This window comes from Streptomyces sp. NPDC026062 (genome assembly GCF_055568375.1).
On the sequence record NZ_JBVHOQ010000002.1, the window covers coordinates 82,909 to 103,382 of the forward strand.

13 protein-coding genes are annotated in these 20,474 nt (G+C 71.6%); 9 read left to right on the forward strand and 4 right to left on the reverse strand.

Annotated elements, in window-relative coordinates; translation table 11 throughout:
* The first annotated feature begins 222 nt into the window (after positions 1-222).
* A complete protein-coding gene (locus ACZ4LX_RS02090; protein ID WP_467637174.1) occupies positions 223-2,145 on the forward strand; it encodes a serine/threonine-protein kinase in 1,923 nt (640 codons plus the stop codon).
* Between the two features lie 156 nt (positions 2,146-2,301).
* The gene (locus tag ACZ4LX_RS02095) at positions 2,302-2,700 is read left to right on the forward strand and encodes an ATP-binding protein (RefSeq protein WP_467637177.1); all 399 of its coding nucleotides are present in this window, start codon (positions 2,302-2,304) and stop codon (positions 2,698-2,700) included.
* A 52-nt stretch (positions 2,701-2,752) separates the two neighbouring features.
* On the opposite strand, the gene ACZ4LX_RS02100 is transcribed toward ACZ4LX_RS02095, so the two are convergent.
* Both ACZ4LX_RS02100 and ACZ4LX_RS02105 read right to left on the reverse strand, forming a co-directional pair.
* Positions 2,753-3,832: a DUF2637 domain-containing protein gene (locus ACZ4LX_RS02100; RefSeq protein ID WP_467637180.1), complete on the reverse strand. Its 1,080-nt coding sequence runs from the start codon at positions 3,830-3,832 to the stop codon at positions 2,753-2,755.
* Between the two features lie 227 nt (positions 3,833-4,059).
* Positions 4,060-4,908 (reverse strand): (2Fe-2S)-binding protein, encoded by an 849-nt coding sequence (locus tag ACZ4LX_RS02105; RefSeq protein WP_467637183.1) that lies wholly within the window; start codon positions 4,906-4,908, stop codon positions 4,060-4,062.
* A gap of 146 nt (positions 4,909-5,054) precedes the next feature.
* On the opposite strand from ACZ4LX_RS02105, the gene ACZ4LX_RS02110 reads away from it, so the two are divergent.
* Entirely contained in the window at positions 5,055-5,819 is a 765-nt protein-coding gene (locus ACZ4LX_RS02110; RefSeq protein ID WP_467637186.1) for a GntR family transcriptional regulator, read from the forward strand.
* Positions 5,820-6,521: 702 nt separating this feature from the next.
* Here the strand turns inward: ACZ4LX_RS02110 and ACZ4LX_RS02115 are convergent.
* Positions 6,522-7,307: a hypothetical protein gene (locus ACZ4LX_RS02115; RefSeq protein ID WP_467637189.1), complete on the reverse strand. Its 786-nt coding sequence runs from the start codon at positions 7,305-7,307 to the stop codon at positions 6,522-6,524.
* A 323-nt stretch (positions 7,308-7,630) separates the two neighbouring features.
* Positions 7,631-9,352, reverse strand: coding sequence for a PucR family transcriptional regulator (locus ACZ4LX_RS02120; RefSeq protein WP_467637193.1), 1,722 nt, complete (start codon positions 9,350-9,352; stop codon positions 7,631-7,633).
* Positions 9,353-9,635: 283 nt separating this feature from the next.
* On the opposite strand from ACZ4LX_RS02120, the gene ACZ4LX_RS02125 reads away from it, so the two are divergent.
* The 6 genes from ACZ4LX_RS02125 (at position 9,636) to ACZ4LX_RS02150 (ending at position 20,270) form a co-directional block, all read left to right on the forward strand.
* Positions 9,636-10,526: an FAD binding domain-containing protein gene (locus ACZ4LX_RS02125; protein ID WP_467637198.1), complete on the forward strand. Its 891-nt coding sequence runs from the start codon at positions 9,636-9,638 to the stop codon at positions 10,524-10,526.
* Positions 10,527-10,528: 2 nt separating this feature from the next.
* Positions 10,529-11,122, forward strand: coding sequence for a (2Fe-2S)-binding protein (locus ACZ4LX_RS02130; RefSeq protein WP_467637202.1), 594 nt, complete (start codon positions 10,529-10,531; stop codon positions 11,120-11,122).
* A 3-nt stretch (positions 11,123-11,125) separates the two neighbouring features.
* Positions 11,126-13,510: a xanthine dehydrogenase subunit D gene (pucD, locus tag ACZ4LX_RS02135; protein WP_467637207.1), complete on the forward strand. Its 2,385-nt coding sequence runs from the start codon at positions 11,126-11,128 to the stop codon at positions 13,508-13,510.
* A gap of 249 nt (positions 13,511-13,759) precedes the next feature.
* On the forward strand, positions 13,760-15,217 hold the full coding sequence (locus ACZ4LX_RS02140) for an NCS2 family permease (protein WP_467637212.1): 1,458 nt from the start codon (positions 13,760-13,762) through the stop codon (positions 15,215-15,217).
* Positions 15,218-15,254: 37 nt separating this feature from the next.
* A complete protein-coding gene (locus tag ACZ4LX_RS02145; protein ID WP_467637215.1) occupies positions 15,255-16,406 on the forward strand; it encodes an XdhC family protein in 1,152 nt (383 codons plus the stop codon).
* Between the two features lie 108 nt (positions 16,407-16,514).
* Positions 16,515-20,270, forward strand: coding sequence for a S8 family serine peptidase (locus ACZ4LX_RS02150; RefSeq protein ID WP_467637219.1), 3,756 nt, complete (start codon positions 16,515-16,517; stop codon positions 20,268-20,270).
* Positions 20,271-20,474: the final 204 nt, after the last annotated feature.

A 20,474-nucleotide genomic window follows, 5' to 3' on the forward strand; every position in this document is an offset into this window, starting at 1 on the left:
CGCCCCGGCTTCCGGTTCCGGCGTCCCCTCGTGGGCCCGCCCGCCGGTACCCAGAGTAGGAGAACGTTCCAGAATCATTTCCGGAAACAGTTCCAATAGTTACGAGCTGTGCCCCAAACTGAGCACTCGCTGCTCCAATTCGCCTCTGTACCGGGCGGGTTCAGGGAGCGGTGGCGGTCCCGGGGGACTGCTCGACGGGACTCACGGGGAGCGTGCTCGAACATGACCAGCGTGCACAACGACGGCCACGGGGACGGCGAGGACAACCTCGACGGCGGCATCAGGCCGCTGGCCGCCACCGACCCGGTCCGCATCGGGCCCTATCTGCTGCTCGGCAGACTCGGTGCGGGGGGCATGGGACGGGTCTATCTCGCCCGTTCCGAGGGCGGCCGCACGGTCGCGGTCAAGGTGGTGCACCCCGAGCATGTCGCAGATCCGCGGTTCAGGGCGCGATTCCGGCGTGAGGTCGACGCGGCGAGGCGCGTGGGCGAGCGCTACACCGCGCCCGTCCTCGACGCGGCTCCCGACGCGGAGTCCCCCTGGGTGGCCACGGGCTACGTTCCCGGCCTCTCCCTGGAACAGGTGGTCCGGGGCCATGGCGTGCTCCCCGTCGAGTCCGTGCTCGCCCTGGCCGACGGGCTTCTGCGTGCGCTCAAGGACATCCATTCGGCCGGCATCGTCCACCGCGACCTCAAACCCTCGAACGTGATGCTCACGGTCGAGGGCCCCAAGGTCATCGACTTCGGCATCGCCCGCGCTGTCGAGACGTCCGTCGATTCGCTCCTCACCAGTACGGGAATGGTGATCGGATCGCCCGGCTTCATGGCGCCGGAGCAGATCCGCGGCGAGAGCGCGGGTCCGAAGAGTGACGTGTTCACCCTCGGCTGCGTGCTGACGTACGCGGCGACCGGCACGCTCCCCTTCGGCCACGGGGTGAGCAACCAGCACGCGGTGATGTACCACATAGTCGAGGCCGAGCCCGATATCGCGCGGGTCCGCGACGAGGCCCTGCGCACCCTGATCGCCCGCCTTCTGGCCAAGCCGGTCATCGAACGCCCTTCTGTGGACGCGTTGTTGGCCGAGCGCGGAAGTGCGGGAACCGCCCCGGGGGAGTCGTGGCTGCCGGCCGCAGTGGTGGGCCGTCTCGCGCGGCAGTCGGCGCGGCTCCTGGACGCGGAGGCGGCGCCGGTACGGCAGGAGGGCGTCGACCGGGCAACGGTCGGCCTGCGGGCGCCGGAGGAGGTGCCCGAGGTTGTCCCGACCGGCGCGAAGGCCGAGCCGAAGGGCGAACGGGAGCGGCGGCGGCGCCCCTGGATCGTGTCCGTACCGCTGGTCGTGGTCCTGGCCGGGGGCGGCGGCACGCTGGCGATACTTCAGCCGTTCGGCGGCGACAGCCCCGGTCACGCGTCCCCGCCCGTCGCTGCGACGTCGCCATCCGTTCAGGCGTCCGCACCGGCCCCGAGCAGCTCGCCTCCCCAGGGCGGCAGGAGCCCTCAGGCGTCCGGCAGCAAGAAGAAGGGCGACGGTGCAACGGAGGACGGGAGCGCCGGGGGTCCGGCCGGCGGTGACACGTCGTCCGTGGGTGGCTCGGGTGCGGGTTCGTCCGACGGCGGGGAAACCGTCTCGGGAGGCGGCACCGACGCCACGGGCAGCGGGAGTTCGGGGGGCGGAGCCTCAAGCGGCAGCACGGCGGGTGATGGCTCGGGCGGCACCTCGGGATCCACGAGTTCGGGCGGCACCTCCGGGTCCACCACGGCCGGCTCGGGCGGTACTTCGGGCTCCACGGGCTCCACGGGCTCCACGGCCGGTTCGGGGGGCGGGAGTACGGTCCCGTCGTCGTTCACGGGCACGTGGAAGTACGGCGACGCCTACAACGTGGGGCAGCCGGGCACGATCACCATTTCCGGGACCGGCGTCGTGCGCCTGACCGACCTCCCGGTCAACAACTGCCCGTACGAGGCCAAGGTGACCTCCACGGCCAACGGCAACAGCCGGATCAACATCGGCCCGGCCGGGCTCGTCGGAGCCAACCCGGGCTACTGCAACGAGACGCTCGACGCGTCGTATTTCACCCTCAACGGCAACGGCATCCAGCACAACGTCGGCGCCGCCCATGCCGACGGCTACTACTACAAACGGGCCTGAGCCGGCCCGGCCGCCGACCGCCGGCCGCCGACCGAAAGTAGCCGGAATCACCTTCCTCGCGACGTATCCGCAAGCGTGACAGCGCGTAGGCGGGGCATGCATTGCGTGAGTACCTTCGGAAACAGGGGGCGATTCACTGTGCGGGCGGGGGAAAAGATGGAGCGTCAGGATGTGGCCCGACTGCATCGCAGAGTCGGCCGTGCCGATCTGGCGGCGGTCTCGGAAGTGCGGGGCGCGGTGCGGGAGTTATTGCGGTACCGCTGGAAGGAGGAGCCCGCGCAGCTGGCCGAGCTGCTGCTCAGTGAACTCGTGACCAACGCGCTGGTCCATACGGACGACGGGGCGGTCGTCGCTGTCAGTGTGGCTCCGCGGAAGCTGCGCGTGGAGGTGCGGGACTTCGTCCCGGGCATGCCCGTATCGGACGTACCGAACGCCGACGACGGTACGCACGGCAGGGGACTTGTCCTGGTGGAGAGTCTCGCGGACTCCTGGGGAGTCAGCCCGCACGCCCTGGGAAAGATGGTCTGGTTCGAACTGGACGGCGAACGGCCCTGACGGTCCGGTCGGATCGTCAGGGCCGTTTCCCGCAGCGCCGTCGGCCGTGGCATCAGCCGAACTGCTGCTCCAGGTCCTTCAGTTTCTGCTCCAGCGAGTCGAGCCTGGGCAGTGCCTGGGTGTCGTCCTCGGCAGTGAGGTCGACCGTTCTCGGATCGGTCGTGCCCAGCTCAGGCAGGCCCCCGGAGTTCGGGCCGTTCACGGCTTGCAGGGATGGCCGGGGTCGCAGAGGCAGCTGACCCGGCTCGGATATGGCGGGCTCCGCGACGGACTGTGCGGAGCCCGTCGCCGGGGCGATGGCCGGTACGTCCATCGGGGGGCCTCCCCGGCCGACCCGTCCCCAGGCCCGGTTCTGCCGGTTCAGGGCCTTGATCTGCGCCCGGTCCAGCTTTTCCTGGTCCCGCCTGCGGAGACGGTTCTGCTCCTTCTCCCTGCGGTCCTCGCGTACCTCGTCCACGGCTTCGTCCAGCGTGCGTACACCTTCGAGGAGCATCAGCGACCAGGCGCCGAAGGTCTCCCGGGGTGCGCGCAGCCACCGTACGATCCGGATCTGAGGCAACGGCCTCGGCACCAGGCCCTGTTCGCGCAGTGCCGCCACCCGGGTCTGCTTCAGTGCCCGGTCGAAGAGCACAGCCGCCGAGAGCGACATTCCCGCGAAGAAGTGGGGAGCACCCGCGTGGTTCAGGCCGCGAGGAGCGTGCACCCAGTTGAACCAGGCGGCGGCGCCGGCGAAGGTCCACACCAGCAGCCGCGAGCCGAGGGCCGCGTCGCCGTGGCTGGCCTCGCGGACGGCGAGCACGGAGCAGAACATCGCCGCTCCGTCGAGGCCGAACGGCACCAGATACTCCCAGCCTCCGGAGAGGCCGAGATTCTGCGTGCCGAAGCCGACGAGCCCGTGGAAGGAGAGTGCGGCGGCGACCGCCGCACAGCAGAACAGCAGCACATACGAAGCGGTGGCGTAGAGCGCTTCCTTGCGTCTGCGCCTTTCCTCGCTGCGTTCCCAGGAGTCCTCGGCCGCGGGTGTGTCAGACGCGCGCTTGCCACGCGCGACCACCGCCACAGCCGCCATGACCCCCGCCAGCAGTACGGCAGCCGGAAGCAGCCAATCAAGCGATATGTCGGTAAGTCTCATGCGCGGTCCCTTGCGTTGCGATAGGGCGTTTCGGCCGCCATCGTGCCGGGGATCGCGTCGCGTTCAGGCGGTTTCGGTGCAAGAGAACGCCAATGGGGTGGCGGAGCCGACGGATAACCGCGTTCTGGTCGAATGACCGTATGCCGCAAGCGAGTTGTGTTCGATTTATGTCACTCGTGCGGGCGGCGTGGATCGTCGATCGGTACCGCCCGCACGGGCCGTGCGGATCAGGGTGCGGGCGTCAGTTTCCGGACGCGGTCCGCGTCGCAGGTGCGCGGGCAGGTGACGCAGGTGTCCTCGGGGCGCACCGTGTAGAACATGCAGCAGCTGGCCCGGTCCCGAGTGGGCAGCGACTCCCCGTCCGGTCCGGTCAGTTCGCGGAAGCCCGCGTTGCCGACGTACGGCTTCGTGGTGCCCGGCAGAAGCGCCTCCAGCTCGGCCATCGCGCGCCGCTCCTCGCCGAGGAGATGGGCGATGTACCAGAGGCTCTCGACGATCTCGTCCGTCGCCATGCCCCACAGGGCCCGCTTGCCGCGCCGCATGCGCGGGCCGAAACCCTCCAGCACCGGGCCGAGGTGGTCGGCCACGGCCATGAGCACCTCGGCGCGCAGCGCGGCCTCGTCGGCCACCACGTGCGCGCCCGGCAGTTCCGCGGCCGGATCGCCGGGGAGGCAGGAGAATTCCCGTACGCGCACCGTCAGATGGCCCAGCGCACGGTGGAAGGCGACGTCCTCGACCGGGATCCGCGGCACCCGCCGGTGCAGGAACCACGGCACTGTCACCAGCAGGCAGGCCGGCCACGCGTAGCGGTGCAGCCCGAAGCCGGCGACCACGTCGGGCCGGGCCCGTTGCCCGTAGTCCCGCAGCACCTGTGCGTCGTCCCAGGCGAGGAAGGCGTCGAGTCCGCTGCCACCGGCGGCGAGCTCGTGGGCGCCCACCCAGCCGGTGCCGCCGGGGGAGGGCTCGCCGTCCGTGAGCGCCTCGGCGCGCAGGCCGGGGAAGACCTCGGCCAGGCGCGCGTACGCGTCCGTCACCGCCGAGGTCGTCGTGCTGGGGAGCAGAGTGGGCAGGGTCATGCAGGGACCACCGAATCGCGATCGTTTGCAGGTAAGCCTTACCTTACCCGACGCGATCGATGTTTGAACTGCGGCTTCCTCCGCCTATCGTGCACACGAGGCGCCGCGCACGCGAGCCGCGCCCGCGAACGGCCGAGGAGGTACCCGTGGAGCAGGGCGGAGCCCGTGAGGGCATGTGCACACCGCATGCGTCCGCCGCGCCCATGACCGCCTCCTCGTCCCTCCGGGTGCCCGAGCAGGCCCGCGGTGAGCACACCCACAACGAGCCGCCCGCTCCTCGGACCCAGGTGCGGCGGCACTCCGTGCGCGGTCAGATCCTGGACGCCCTGCGCGCCGCGCTCGTCGACGGCGAGCTGGTTCCCGGGCAGGTCTACTCGGCCCCGGCCCTCGGCGCCCGTTTCGGGGTCTCCGCCACCCCCGTGCGCGAGGCGATGCAGCAACTGGCTGCGGAAGGGGCCGTCGAGGTCGTACCGAACCGAGGCTTCCGGGTCGCCGAGCGCGAGCCCGGTGAGCTCACCGACCTGGCCGAGGTGCGTGCGCTGCTCGAAGTGCCCGTCATGCTGCGTCTCGCCCGCACCGTCCCGCCGGCCGGCTGGTGCGCGCTGCGCCCGCTGGCCGACGCCACTGTCGCCGCGGCGGCCGTCGGTGACCGGGCGAGCTACGCGGAGGCGGACCGGGCCTTTCACGGGGCGGTTCTCGCGCTCTCCGGCAACCGGCAGCTCGTGAGGGTCGCCGACGACCTGCACCGCCGCTCCCAGTGGGCCCTGGGCCCTGTCCCGGCCACCCGCCGGGCCGACCTCCTGGCCGACGCCGTGGAACACGCCGCGCTGCTCGACGCGCTGATCGCCGGGGACGTGTCCGTGGTGCAGTCGCTGGTGAGCGAACACTTCACCGGCTCGGCGGACCGCTGACCTCGCGCGACCCGCCGGCCCCGGCCTTCCGGGCTCTCCCGCCCCGGCCGCCGGTCCCGTCCGTCCGGGCGGCCGTCGCCGCGGTCCGCTGTGAGTACTCTGTGCCTCTCATCACATGATCGTTTTCGAGGGGCGGGGATGATGCGGAACCGGGGACTGGGCGGGTCGTTCACCATGCTGGCGGTGCTGGCGCTGGCGTCGGCGGGTTGCTCCGCAGCCGGCAGCTCGGACGGGCGGCCTTCCGGGACGCCGGTTCCCGTGACGGCGTCGCCGAGCGCGAGCCCCACGCGTACGGCTGAGGATTCCGCCCCGCCTTCGCGGGCGCCCTCCGGGACCCCGTCCGCCTCGGTGACCGGGGTGGCCTCCGCGACTCCGTCCGCCCCCGGTGCCGCCGTCGTCCCCGCGCCCCCGACGAGGAAGCCCGCACCGGTGAAATCCCCGGTCGTGCCGCCCCCGCGCGACGGTGGCGGGCAGAACGGGACCCCCGCCACCACGGTGCCGCAGAACCCGAACCGTGGTCCGAACCCGCCGCCTGCTCCACCGCGCCCGTCACCGACGCCCGAGTTGAGCGACGCGCGCTGGAAGCCCGGCGACCCCGTGGACGACCGCACCTGACGGTCCCCGGTCCGGTGGAGACCCGCACCCGACGGCCCTCCGGCCGGCGCGGGCTCGCACCTGGCGTTCCCGGTGGCCGGCCCGTACTCAGTTCGCCTCTGCCGTCCTCGGACCCGGTGGGTCCAGATGCGGTGCCAGCCAGGTCGGCACACCGCCGAGCAGCCGGAACAGCCGGCCGGCCTCGGCGCGCAGCCGCGTCGCCGTCTCCGGTTCGGGCTCGGCGTCCGCCATCGCGATGAGCGCCGGTGCGGTACCGATCAGATAGCCCAGCTCCTCCCTTATCCGCAGGGACTCGGCGAAGCCGTGCCTGGCCTCGGCCAGCTCGCCCTCGCGCAGGGCGATCAGGGCCAGATGGCGCCAGGTCGAGGAGAGCAGCAGCGCGTCGCCCTGGGCGGTGGCGCCCGCATGGGCCCTGCGGTACGCGGCGCGGGCGGCCTGGGGTGAGTCGGCGATGTTCTGCGCGATCAGGCCCCGCCGGAAGTCGAGCAGCGGACGGCCCGGGGCGGCCGGGGCCAGGAGCGCCGCGGCGCGGCTCAGCGCCACCCGGGCCTCGTCGGCCCGGTCCCGTACGCCGAGCAGGGTGGAGGCATAGGCCAGATAGCCGCGCTCGCAGGCGGCCGCCCCGCGCTCGTCGTCGTCGTGGGCCATGGCCTCGGCGGTGCGCAGCGCGTCCTCGGCGTCCGTCCAGCCCTGTCCGGTGTACAGGCACCGCTCGGTCAGCAGGGCCGTGCGCTGGAGGGCCGCGGCCGGGTCGGTGGTGGCGTTGTGTTCGAGCAGTGCCGCAGCGTCCGTCCAGCAGGCGCGTGACCGCAGCCGCCATACCGCTGTCTGGAGCGGCGGATCGTCATCTGCTGTCGTTCCGGAACCAGACATGGCGGTATGCGCCACATTGCCCTCCCCGAGCGCGCCATCGAGCTGTGGAGAGTGTCCGGTCGTCGGGGGTGGCATCGCGGGGCCGGTTGCGTACATCTGCGGCGTTGTCGTCAGGCGGCATGGCGCCGCCATGCCTCGATCCTCCGCCTTGCAGCCGCACGCACCCGGTCCGCTCCTTCACCCACCCCTCGATGGCCGGACGCTCTGAGTCTGGCCGCATCACAGCACGGAATGGCATGCCGGGCCAAGAGGGCGAGGCAATGTCAGGTGAAACTTTTCACAATCGGCGGGAGCCCCGTGGTGGCCGCAACGGCCCCCGGGAGTCAGCTCATACGCAGGGCGAGAAAGAAATCGAGCTTGTCCTCAAGGCGCGAAAGGTCACGCCCCGTCAACTGCTCGATTCGCCCGATCCGGTAGCGCAACGTGTTGACGTGCAGATGCAGCCGGGCAGCGCAACGGGTCCATGAACCGTCGCAGTCCAGGAACGCCTCAAGTGTCGGAATCAGCTCCGCGCGGTGGCGCCGGTCGTAGTCGCGCAGCGGGTCGAGCAGCCGTGCGGTGAACGCGCGACGCACATCGTCGGGGACGAACGGCAGCAGCAGGACGTGCGAGGCCAGTTCGTGGTGGCCGGCCGCGCAGACCCGCCCGGGACGCGCCGCCGCCACCCGGCGGGCGTGCCGGGCCTCCTCCAGCGCTCCGCGCAGCCCCTCGGCCGAATGCACCGAGGCGCTGACCCCCAGTGTCAGGCGCCCGTCGTCGGCGAGGCCGGCGGAGAGCGGGGCACGCACGGCGGCCAGCAGGGCGTCGGCGTGCAGTGCGGGGTCGCTCTTCAAGGCCTCGCCATCGGCCTCGTCCGCCTCCGGCGGGGCATCGGCGAGCGCGGGCAGCGGTACGAGCGCGATGGCCTCGTCACCCGAGTGGGCGACCGCGATCCGGTCCGCGGAATCCGGACCGGCCACCGCCGGGTCGACGAGGATCTCCTCCAGCAGCGCCTGGGCGACGGGCCCGCCCGCGATGCCCGAAGCGGCGCCGCCGGGCGCGTTCGGCTCGTCCCACTCGACCCGGGCCACCACCACCTGCCAGTGCGGCGCACTTCCGAGCCCGGGCAGCAGCACCGGGGCGGCCACGCGCAGCCTGGCGGCGATCTCGGCCGGCGGCGCACCTGCCTGGACCAGCTCCAGAACCTCCTGGGCGAGCCTGCGGCGCACCGAACGGGCCGCGTCGCGCCGGTCCCGCTCCACCGCGATCAGCTGGGTGACTCCCTGGAGCAGATCGAGCCGGGCGGCCGGCCAGTCGCCCGCGTCGGCCTCGACGGCCAGCAGCCAGTCGGAGAGCACCGACTCCCGCACATCGCGCGAAGCGGGCCCGGCACCTTTGCCGTGATGATGGATCGGGAAGAGCGAATACGTCACCCCGCCGACGGTGGCCCGGTGCGGGGCGCGGCGTCCGGAACGCATCGCGGCCAGATGCGCCCCGGCCAGCTCCGCACCGGCCGCTCCGGACAGCGGCACGCCCGCGCCGGCGATCCGCCTGCCGGTGGGCGACAGCACCCAGGCGCGCAGGTCCAGGTCGGTGCCGAGCAGATCGAGGACCACCTCGGGCCCGCCGCCCGCCGGCCCCGAGGTCATCAGCCGGCGGTGCCGGTCCACCACCGCGGCCAGGTCGCCCGCCCGCTCACCGGACACCTGACGCACCACATGCTCGGTGATCGTTGCGAACGCGACGGTCTCGTTCACGGCGAAGAGCGGCAGCCGGTGGCGGTCGCACGCCTCGATCAGATCGTCCGGGACGGCTCCGAGCTCCGCCTCGCCCGCCGCGAGCCCGGCGACCCCGGCCCCCGTGAGAATCCGTACGAACGGCTCCGAGTCCGTCGCGTCCCGGTGCCAGGCCAGCCCGGTCAGCACCAGCTCACCGCCCGTGAGGTAGCGGCTGGGGTCCCGCAGGTCGGTGGTCATCACGCCGCGGACCGGCCGTTCCAGCTCTTCGTCGCCCCCGAGCAGCCGCAGGCCCAGCGCGTCGGTCTCCAGAAGTGCGCGCAGCCGCATCTCGTCGCCGCCGATCTCATTCGTTGGTGCGGGTGAAAACTGGGTATTGCGGTGAGGTCACCGATCCCCGCCATTCGTTCGAATCTACAAGACGAGCGTGGAGAGCAGCCAACTCCTTCATGGTTTCGGTGACTGCACCAGGTGGAGCATCGCTTGTGTACTGGGCCACGCACAGCGTGAACAACTCAAGAACGACCAGCCGAGGGCAGGCCGTCCCCAGCCCGACGAATGTCATTCCCGGCGAACGACCCGATCGACCCGATTGAGAAGAAGAGAGCCAACCATGGACTTCCTTCGCCCCGCCAGCTGGGAGGAGGCGCTCGCCGCCAAGGCCGAGCACCCGACGGCCGTGCCCATCGCGGGCGGTACCGATGTGATGGTCGAGATCAACTTCGACCACCGGCGGCCCAAGTACCTCCTGGACCTGAACCGCGTCGGTGACCTGAACGAGTGGGAGGTGGGCCGGGAGAACGTACGGCTCGGCGCCTCGGTCCCGTACAGCCGCATCATGGACCACCTGCGGGCCGAGCTGCCCGGTCTGGCACTCGCCTCGCACACCGTCGCATCGCCGCAGATCCGCAACCGGGGCGGCGTCGGCGGCAACCTGGGCACCGCCTCGCCCGCCGGGGACGCCCACCCCGCGCTGCTCGCCGCGGGGGCCGAGGTCGAGGCCGAATCCGTCCGCGGCACCAGGATGATCCCGATCGACGCCTTCTACACCGGCGTCAAGCGCAACGCCCTGGAACCGGACGAGCTGATCCGGGCCGTGCACATCAAGAAGGCCGACGGGCCGCAGCAGTACTCCAAGGTCGGCACCCGCAACGCGATGGTCATCGCCGTCTGCGCCTTCGGTCTGGCCCTGCACCCCGAGGCCCGGACCGTGCGCACCGGCATCGGATCCGCCGCCCCGACACCCGTACGGGCGAAGGAGGCCGAGGCCTTCCTGAACGCCGCGCTGGAGGAGGGCGGGTTCTGGGACAGCCGCGCGGTCCTCACGCCCTCGATCGCCAAGCAGTTCGCCCTGCTCGCCGCGGGCGCCTGCAACCCCATCGACGACGTGCGAGGCACCGCGAGCTACCGCCGTCACGCGGTCGGGATCATGGCCCGCCGGACCCTCGGCTGGACCTGGGAGTCGTACCGCGGCAACGGCCGCAGCACCGAAGGAGCCGCCTGATCATGCGCGTCAATTTCACGGTCAACGGCCGCCGCCACGAGGCCGACGACGTCTGGGAGGGAGAGTCCCTCCTCTATGTCCTGCGTGAGCGGATGGGCCTGCCCGGTTCCAAGAACGCCTGCGAGCAGGGCGAGTGCGGATCCTGCACGGTCCGCCTGGACGGTGTGCCCGTCTGCGCCTGTCTGGTCGCCGCCGGCCAGGTCGAGGGCCGGGACGTCGTCACCGTCGAAGGCCTCGCCGACTTCGCCGCCCACCGCTCCGAGGCCCATCCCGGCACCGGCTGCGCCTCCGGCGCCTGCGGTGTCACGGTCGACAAGGCGCAGCGCTGGAAGGCCGCGCCGTCCGCCGAAGAGGCCCGCGAAACCGGCGAACTCTCCCCGATCCAGCAGGCGTTCATCGATGCCGGAGCCGTCCAGTGCGGCTTCTGCACCCCCGGACTGCTGGTCGCCGCCGACGAGCTCCTGGAGCGCACCCCGGAACCGTCCGACGCGGACATCCGCGAGGCGCTCTCCGGAAACCTCTGCCGCTGCACCGGCTACGAGAAGATCCTCGACGCGGTCCGCCTCGCGGCCGCCCGCGCGGAAGAGGCGGTCTAGGCGATGGGCATCACCGGTTCCCCCACCAGCATCAACCAGGGCACGCCCACCAAGGGCGGCATCGGCGAGTCCACGCTGCGCCCCGACGGGATCCTGAAGGTCACCGGGGAGTTCGCGTACTCCTCGGACATGTGGCACGAGGACATGCTCTGGGGCCACACCCTGCGCTCCACCGTCGCGCACGCCGAGATCGTCTCGATCGACATCTCCGAGGCGCTCGCCACCCCCGGTGTCCACGCCGTCCTCACCTACGACGACCTGCCGGCCGCGATGAAGAACTACGGCCTGGAGATCCAGGACACCCCCGTCCTCGCCCACGGCCGGGTCCGCCACCACGGCGAGCCGGTTGCGCTCGTCGCCGCCGACCACCCGGAGACGGCCCGCCGCGCCGCCGCGAAGATCCGGATCGACTACCGCGAACTCCCGGTCATCACCGACGAGGCCTCCGCGACCGCCCCCGACGCGATCCTCGTCCACGAGGGCCGCGACGACCACCACATCGGGCACGTACCGCACCCCAACATCGTGCACCGCCAGCCCATCGTCCGGGGCGACGCGGAGGCGGCCAGGGCCCGCGCCGATGTCGTGGTCAGCGGCGAGTACGTCTTCGGCATGCAGGACCAGGCCTTCCTCGGCCCCGAGTCCGGTCTGGCCGTACCCGCCGAGGACGGCGGCGTCGACCTGTACGTCGCCACCCAGTGGCTGCACTCCGACCTCCGCCAGATCGCCCCCGTCCTCGGACTGCCCGAGGAGAAGGTCCGGATGACGCTCTCCGGCGTCGGCGGCGCCTTCGGAGGCCGCGAGGACATCTCGATGCAGATCCACGCCTGCCTGCTGGCGCTCCGCACCGGCAAGCCGGTGAAGATCGTCTACAACCGCTTCGAGTCCTTCTTCGGCCACGTCCACCGGCACCCCGCCAAGCTCTGGTACGAGCACGGCGCCACCCGTGACGGCAAGCTCACCCACATGAAGTGCCGCATCGTGCTGGACGGCGGGGCCTACGCGTCCGCCTCCCCGGCCGTCGTCGGCAACGCCTCCTCCCTCGCCGTCGGCCCGTACGCCGTCGACGACGTCGAGATCGAGGCGATCGCCCTTTACACCAACAACCCGCCCTGCGGCGCGATGCGCGGCTTCGGAGCGGTCCAGGCCTGCTTCGCCTACGAGGCGCAGATGGACAAGGTCGCCGCCGAACTCGGCATGGACCCGGTCGAGTTCAGGCAGCTCAACGCCATGGAACAGGGCACACTGCTGCCGACAGGACAGCGGGTCGACTCGCCCGCACCGGTCGCCGAACTGCTGCGCCGGGTCAAGGCCAGGCCGATGCCGCCCGAGCGCCAGTGGGAGAGCGCGGGCGAGCACCCGGACATCCGCGCACTGCCCGGCGGACTCTCCAACACCACACACGGCGAAGGCGTCGTACGCGGCGTCGGTTACGCGGTCGGCCTGAAGAACGTCGGCTTCTCCGAGGGCTTCGACGACTACTCCACCGCCCGGGTGCGCATGGAGGTCATCGGCGGCGAACCCGTCGTGACCGTGCACACCGCCATGGCGGAGGTCGGACAGGGCGGCGTCACCGTGCACGCCCAGATCGCCCGCACCGAACTGGGTGTCTCCCAGGTCACCATCCACCCGGCCGACACCCGCGTCGGCTCCGCGGGTTCGACCTCCGCCTCCCGGCAGACGTACGTCACCGGCGGCGCCGTGAAGAACTCCTGCGAGGCGGTCCGGGAACAGGTCCTGGAGATCGGCCGCCGCAAGTTCGGTACGTACCATCCCGCCTGGGCCACCGCCGAACTCCTCCTGGAAGGCGGCAAGGTCGTCACCGACGGCGGCGAGGTACTGGCCGGTCTGGCCGATGTGCTGGAGGGCGAGGCCGTCGACATCGAGCTGGAGTGGCGCCACCGGCCCACCGAGGCCTTCGACCTGCGTACCGGACAGGGCAACGGCCACGTCCAGTACTCCTTCGCCGCCCACCGCGCGGTCGTGGAGGTCGACACCGAGCTGGGCCTGGTCAAGGTCATCGAACTGGCCTGCGCCCAGGACGTCGGCAAGGCCCTCAACCCGCTCTCCGTCGTGGGCCAGATCCAGGGCGGCACCCTCCAGGGCCTGGGCATCGCCGTGATGGAGGAGATCATCGTCGACCCGAAGACCGCGAAGGTGCGCAACCCGTCCTTCACGGACTACCTCCTGCCCACCATCCTCGACACCCCGGCCATCCCGGTCGATGTGCTCGAACTCGCCGACGACCACGCCCCGTACGGGCTCCGCGGTGTCGGCGAGGCCCCCACCCTGTCGTCGACCCCGGCCGTCCTCGCGGCGATCCGGAACGCGACGGGGCTGGAGCTCAGCCGGACCCCGGTCCGCCCGGAGCACCTCACCGGCACCTGACCGGGGCTCCTCCACAGCTCTCCGGGCGGTGCGCGCCTCCAGGGAACGTCACCACGTCCCCGGCCCCCACCGCCCGGGGAACCCAAGTTCCGCACCACTGGCGGTTCTTGATCAATAGTCACCTCTTCTCACGTATGAACAGTCCGTCTCGGGCCGTCCCCCGGGTCGTGCAGCCAGAGCATTCATCCCAAATCCCGCATCTTCACTCACCATCGCGGGTGCCCCTGTGAACCTTGGGAGTCAGGCATCATGACCCAGCAGTCAGTGGAACCGAAGACCGGTGCGGAGGACGCGGGAGCGGGCTCGCGCGTCCCCGCCGGCAGATCGTGGCTCGACCGGTACTTCCACATATCCGAACGCGGATCCACCCTCGCCACCGAAGTGCGCGGCGGCGTCACGACCTTCATGGCCATGGCGTACATCCTGCTGCTCAACCCGCTGATCCTCGGCGGCAAGGACGTCGACGGACACCTCCTCAGCCAGCCCGGACTGATCACCGCCACCGCGCTCGCGGCCGCGGCGACCACCCTGCTGATGGGGTTCGTCGGCAAGGTCCCCCTCGCGCTCGCCGCGGGGCTCAGTGTCTCCGGTGTCCTGTCCTCGCAGGTCGCCCCGGAGATGACATGGCCGCAGGCCATGGGCATGTGCGTGATGTACGGGCTGGTGATCTGCCTGCTGGTGGTCACCGGCCTGCGTGAGCTGATCATGAACGCGATCCCGCTCCCGCTGAAGCACGGCATCACCATGGGCATCGGGCTCTTCATCGCCCTCATCGGCCTCTACAAGGCCGGCTTCGTGGGGAAGGGCACCGCCACCCCGGTGACGCTCGGCCCGGCCGGTGAACTCGCCGGCTGGCCCGTCCTCGTCTTCGCGGTGACCCTGCTGCTGATCTTCATGCTCCAGGCCCGCGACATCCCCGGCGCGATCCTCATCGGCATCGTCGTCGGGACCGTCGTCGCCGTCGTGATCAACAAGGTCGCCGACGTAGACCCGAAGATCTGGAGCAGCGGCCCGCCCGAGCTCAGCGGTTCGGCGGTGTCGTCACCGGACTTCTCCCTCTTCGGCGACGTCGAGTTCGGCGGCTGGGGCGACGTGGGTGCGATGACGGTCGGCTTCATCGTCTTCACCCTGGTGCTGGCCGGCTTCTTCGACGCGATGGCGACCATCATCGGTGTCGGCACGGAGGCTGGGCTGGCCGACGACCGGGGCCGGATGCCGGGTCTGTCCAAGGCGCTGTTCATCGACGGCGCCGGCGGTGCGATCGGCGGCGTCGCCGGCGGCTCCGGCCAGACGGTCTTCGTCGAGTCGGCGACCGGGGTCGGGGAGGGCGCCCGGACCGGGCTCGCCTCCGTCGTCACCGGACTCTTCTTCGCAGCCTGCCTCTTCTTCACCCCGCTCACAGCGATCGTCCCGGCCGAGGTGGCCTCCGCCGCCCTGGTCGTCATCGGCGCCATGATGATGCAGAACGCCCGGCACGTGGACTGGAGCGACCGCTCGGTCGCCGTCCCGGTCTTCCTCACCGTGGTCCTGATGCCGTTCACGTACACCATCACCACCGGTGTGGCAGCGGGTGTCATCTCCTACGTCGCCATCAAGGCGGCCCAGGGCCGGGCCCGTGAGGTGGGCGCCTTCATGTGGGGGCTGACCGTGATCTTCACCGTCTACTTCGCCCTGCACCCGATCGAGAGCTGGCTGGGCGTCAGCTGACACCCCGCCCCCTCACACATCCGCCGAGGAGACCGAGATGCTGGACATCGCCGATGAGCTCGACCGGTGGGCCGGGCAGGGACGCGACTTCGCCGTGGCCACTGTCGTCGCCGTCGGCGGCAGCGCGCCCCGGCAGCCGGGCGCCGCGCTGGCCGTCGACCGCGACGGGACGGCGGTCGGCTCGGTCTCCGGCGGGTGTGTGGAGGGCGCGGTGTACGAACTGTGCCGGCAGGCGCTCGACGACGGGACCACCGTCCGCGAGCGGTTCGGCTACAGCGACGACGACGCCTTCGCCGTCGGTCTGACCTGTGGAGGCGTCATCGACATCCTGGTGACACCGGTGCGGGCGGACGATCCCGCCCGTGCGGTGTTCACCGCGGCGTTCGCCGCGGCGGCGCGGGGGGAGGCGGCGGCGGTCGCCCGGATCACCGACGGGCCCGCCGAACTCCTCGGCCGCCCCCTGCTCGTACGGCCCGACGGCAGCCACGAGGGCGGCCTCGGCGGGCACCTTGAGCTGGACCGCACCGCGGCGGCCGAGACCCGGGCCATGCTGGACGCGGGCCGCACCGGCACCGTCACCGTCGGCGCGGAGGGTTCGCGGTGCGGGCAGCCGGTCACCCTGCTCGTCGAGTCCAGCGTCCCGCCGCCCCGGATGATCGTGTTCGGGGCGATCGACTTCGCCTCCGCGCTGGTGCGGGCCGGGAAGTTCCTCGGCTACCACGTCACCGTGTGCGACGCCCGCCCCGTCTTCGCCACGAAGGCCCGGTTCCCCGACGCCGACGAGCTGGTCGTCGACTGGCCGCACCGCTACCTGGCCGGCACCGGTGTGGACGCCCGTACGGTCCTGTGTGTCCTGACGCACGACGCCAAGTTCGATGTCCCGCTCCTGGAGGCCGCCCTGAAGCTGCCGGTCGCCTACGTCGGGGCCATGGGATCGCGCCGCACCCATCTGGAGCGCCACGACCGGCTGCGCGAGGCCGGGGTCACCGAGCTCGAACTCGCCCGGCTGCACTCGCCGATCGGCCTCGACCTCGGCGCCCGTACACCCGAGGAGACAGCCCTGTCGATCGCCGCCGAGATCGTCGCCGACCGGCGCGGCGGCAGCGGTGTCCCGCTCACCGGTGCCCACACCCCGATCCACCACGGGGGCGCCCCGGCAGCGGCCCGGCGAATCGCACCCGCGGCCTGAGAAGCGGGTCGCGGGTGGCACCGCCCGGACAGGCGGATCCCCGCCGCGGCGGTTTTCCGCCAGCGACATCTGCTGACGAACCGGCGCGCCAACCGTTAGATCAGCTGCATGACTTCGACACCCTCCACACCCGCCGGCCGGGCGAGACCCGTCCGCACGCGGCGCCGAGCCCTCCTGATAGCGACTTCCGTCGCTCTGGTGAGCGGCGCGCTGCTGCCCGTCACGGGCTCCGCCACCGCCGCCGCGGGCCCCGCTCCCGCCGCCACCGACCGGGGCACCCCGGTCCACGCGTACGACATCACGCTGGTCACCGGCGACGTCGTCCACTACACCGATGGCGTGGGCAAACAGGACACGGTCACCGTGGACCGCCCGGAAGGCGCGGTGGGCGGGGTCCACGTCCAGCAGGCCGGGGACGACATCTACGTCCTGCCCGACGAGGCCGACGGCCTGCTCGCGGCCGGCAAGCTGGACCGCCGCCTCTTCAACGTCTCCACGCTCGTGAAGATGGGGTACGACGACAAGCGGTCCGGCTCCATCCCGCTGATCGCCACCTACCCTGCGGGCAAGGCCCGTTCGCTGCCCGCCACCCCGCGCGGCAGCAGGACCGTCCGGGTCCTGGAGTCCGTGCACGGCGCGGCGCTGAAGGCCGGCAAGGACACCGCCCGCGCCTTCTGGGACGACGTCGTCAGGACGCCCTCGGCCCGGTCACTGGGCAACGGCATCGCGAAGCTGTGGCTGGACGGCCGTGTCGAGGCCGCGCTCGCTGACTCCGTCCCGCAGGTCAACGCCCCGCAGGCCTGGGCCGAGGGGTACGACGGCAAGGGCATCAAGGTCGCCGTCCTGGACACCGGCATCGACGCCGACCACCCGGACGTCAAGGACCGTGTCCTGGAGACCAGGAGCTTCGTGCCGGGCGAGGAGGTCGACGACAAGAACGGCCACGGCACCCATGTCGCCTCCACTATCGCGGGTTCCGGCGCCGCTTCGGACGGCGCCAACAAGGGCGTCGCCCCGGCGGCCGGCCTGCTCGTCGGCAAGGTGCTGAGCGACGAGGGGTCCGGTGCCGACTCCGGCATCATCGAGGCGATGGAGTGGGCGAAGGCGGAGGGCGCCGACGTCGTCTCCATGAGCCTGGGCTCCAGCGTCCCGGACGACGGCACCGACCCGATGTCCCAGGCCGTCGACGCGCTTTCGGCCGACGGCGGACCGCTCTTCGTGATCGCCGCGGGCAACGCCTACGGCGCCGGCACCATCGGCTCGCCCGGCTCCGCCGACAAGGCGCTCACCATCGCCGCCGTCGACAAGCAGGACTACCGCGCGGACTTCTCCTCCATGGGCCCGCTGGTGCGCTCCTACGGCCTCAAGCCGGACCTCTCCGCACCGGGCGTCGACATCAACGCCGCGGCCTCGCAGTCGGTCCCGGGCATCGAGGGCATGTACCAGTCGATGTCGGGCACGTCGATGGCGACCCCGCACGTCGCGGGCGCCGCCGCCATCCTGAAGCAGCGTCACCCCGACTGGTCCGGCCAGCGCATCAAGGACGCGCTGATGACCTCCTCGAAGGTGCTGCCCGACTACACCCCGTACGAGCAGGGCACCGGCCGGCTCGATGTGAAGGCCGCCGTCGACACGACGATCGAGGCCACCGGCTCCGTCGGAGTCGCGGCCTACGACTGGCCGCACAGTCCGTCCGACCCGGTCGCGGAACGGACGATCACCTACCGCAACTCCGGTACCGAGGACGTCACCCTCGACCTGGCGACGGACAGCGAATCGGACGCGTACACGCTGTCGGTGAAGCAGCTGACCGTACCGGCCGGCTCGACCGCCGGGGCCGTGCTCTCGCTCGACCCGTCGAAGGCCGCCGCCGGCACCACGTTCTCCGGGCAGGTGATCGCGAAGGACGCCTCGGGCGCCACCGTCGCGCACACCGGCTTCGCGATGAACAAGGAGCGCGAGCTCTACGACCTGACGCTCCGGCTCCGTGACCGCTCGGGCGCGCCGATGGACGGCTCCGTCGTCCTCGCCGCCCTCGGCGACACGAACCTCAGCCCCGTCGAGGTGCCGGGCGACATCACGCTGCGGCTGCCCCCGGGCGACTACACCGCGTGGTCCGCCGCCGAGGTCGAGGGCGACAGCGCCGACTCCCGGGCCATCGCCTTCCTGGCCGCCCCGGAGATCATCCTGGACAAGGCCACCACCGTGACGCTCGACGCGTCGAAGGCGCGCAAGGTCAGCGTGCGGACGCCGCAGGAGACGGAGACCCGGCAGCTGCGCTACGACATGGCGCGCACCGCACCGGACGGCACCGTCCAGCGCGACGCCTACCAGATCCCGCCGACGTACGACCAGTTGTGGGCGAGCCCCACCGAGAAGGTCACCCGGGGCAGCTTCTCCTTCCTGACCCGCTGGCGCCAGGGCGAGAAGCTGATCGGTCTGACGGCCGGCGGCCGTGATGTGCCGGTGGCGGTGCAGGGCGGTTCGTTCCTGGCCGAGGACGGCCGGCAGCGGCTCGCCACTGTCTTCGCGGGCAACGGCGCCCCGGCCGACTACCAGGGCCTCGACGTCAGGGGCAAGGCCGTCGTGATCCGCAGCAGCGAGGCGGTGGCCCCGGCCGACCGTGCCTCGGCCGCGATCGCGGCCGGCGCCAAGGCGCTGTTCGTCGTCAACTCCGGAGACGGCGTGCTGATGGAGTCCTACGCCGACTACGGCACCACGCTGGCCATCCCGGTGGCCTCCGTCCAGCGGCTGGCGGGCGAGGAACTGGTGAAGTCCGCCCGGCGGGGCACGAAGGTGACGGTCCAGCAGCGGAAGTTCGCCCGCTACGTCTACGACCTGGTCGACCGCCACGACGGCACGATCCCGGACCGCTCGCTGGCCTTCGCCCCGGCCACCCGTCAGCTCGCGAAGGTGGAGAACACCTTCTACGGCCACCGGGAAGCCGTCGGCGGCGGCTACCGCTACGACATCCCCGACTACGGCTTCGGCATCGGTTTCGCCGAGTACGAGAAGTACCCCGCCACCCGCACCGAGTGGGTCAACCCGCTGCCGGGCGCCTCGTTCTGGTACGAGGACCACTCCGTGTTCAACGAGAGCGGCACGGACACCGCGCTGGAGCAGCGGAGCGCCGACCTCGACTACACGGCCGGCCGCAGCTACGCCGCCGACTGGTTCGGGCCGGTCGCCCGGCCGCGCCTGGGCACCGCCTTCTGGGGCCCCAACCGCTCGCAGTACGGCGACATCCAGTACAACCTCACGCCGTGGACGGACTCGGGCGCCGGCCACTCGGGCGCCATGCCGGACAAGGAGTACGACACCGGGACGGTCGCCGTGTACCAGGGCGACAAGCTGCTGGACGAGTCGCCGGGGCGCGCCGGATACGTCTGGGACCTGGCCGCCGAGAAGCTGCCGTACCGCTTCGTGCTCGACGCCTCGCGCGACGCGGACACCTGGAAGACCTCCGTGCGCACCCACACGGAGTGGGCGTTCGTCTCGGGCGCGCTGGATCCCGAAGGCCCCTCCCAGGCCGACATCCCGCTCCTCCAGCTCGACTACGACGTGGCGACCGACCTGGCCGGTGACGTCAGGGCCGGCAAGTGGACCGAGATCGGTCTGTCCTCCACCACGCAGGAGTGGCTGGAGGGCGCCGTGAAGGCGACGAAGGCCGCTCTCTCGGTCAGCTACGACGACGGGAAGAGCTGGAGCGCGGTGCAGCTGAAGAAGGACGCGGCCGGTTCCTGGACCGCCCGCTTCAAGACCCCGAAGAAGGGCGCCACCGCTGTCTCGCTCAAGGCGCACGCCGAGGCCGGCGGCGGTCTCGCCGTGGACCAGGAGATCATCCGGGCCTTCGGCCTGAAGTGACCTGCTGAGGTCCTCCTCCGAGGCGGCCGCGCATCCCGGTGACGGGGTGCGCGGCCGCCTTTTTCGCACGTCCCGGATGACCAAAATTTGTCTGCTTTGCCCGTATATGGCAGGCGATAACGCCAGAAAGGGATTTTTTGCGGTGCGGTGCGAGTTGCCACGGCGCCACCCGGAGGCTTATAAGAGGGACGTGGCCAAGGCGAT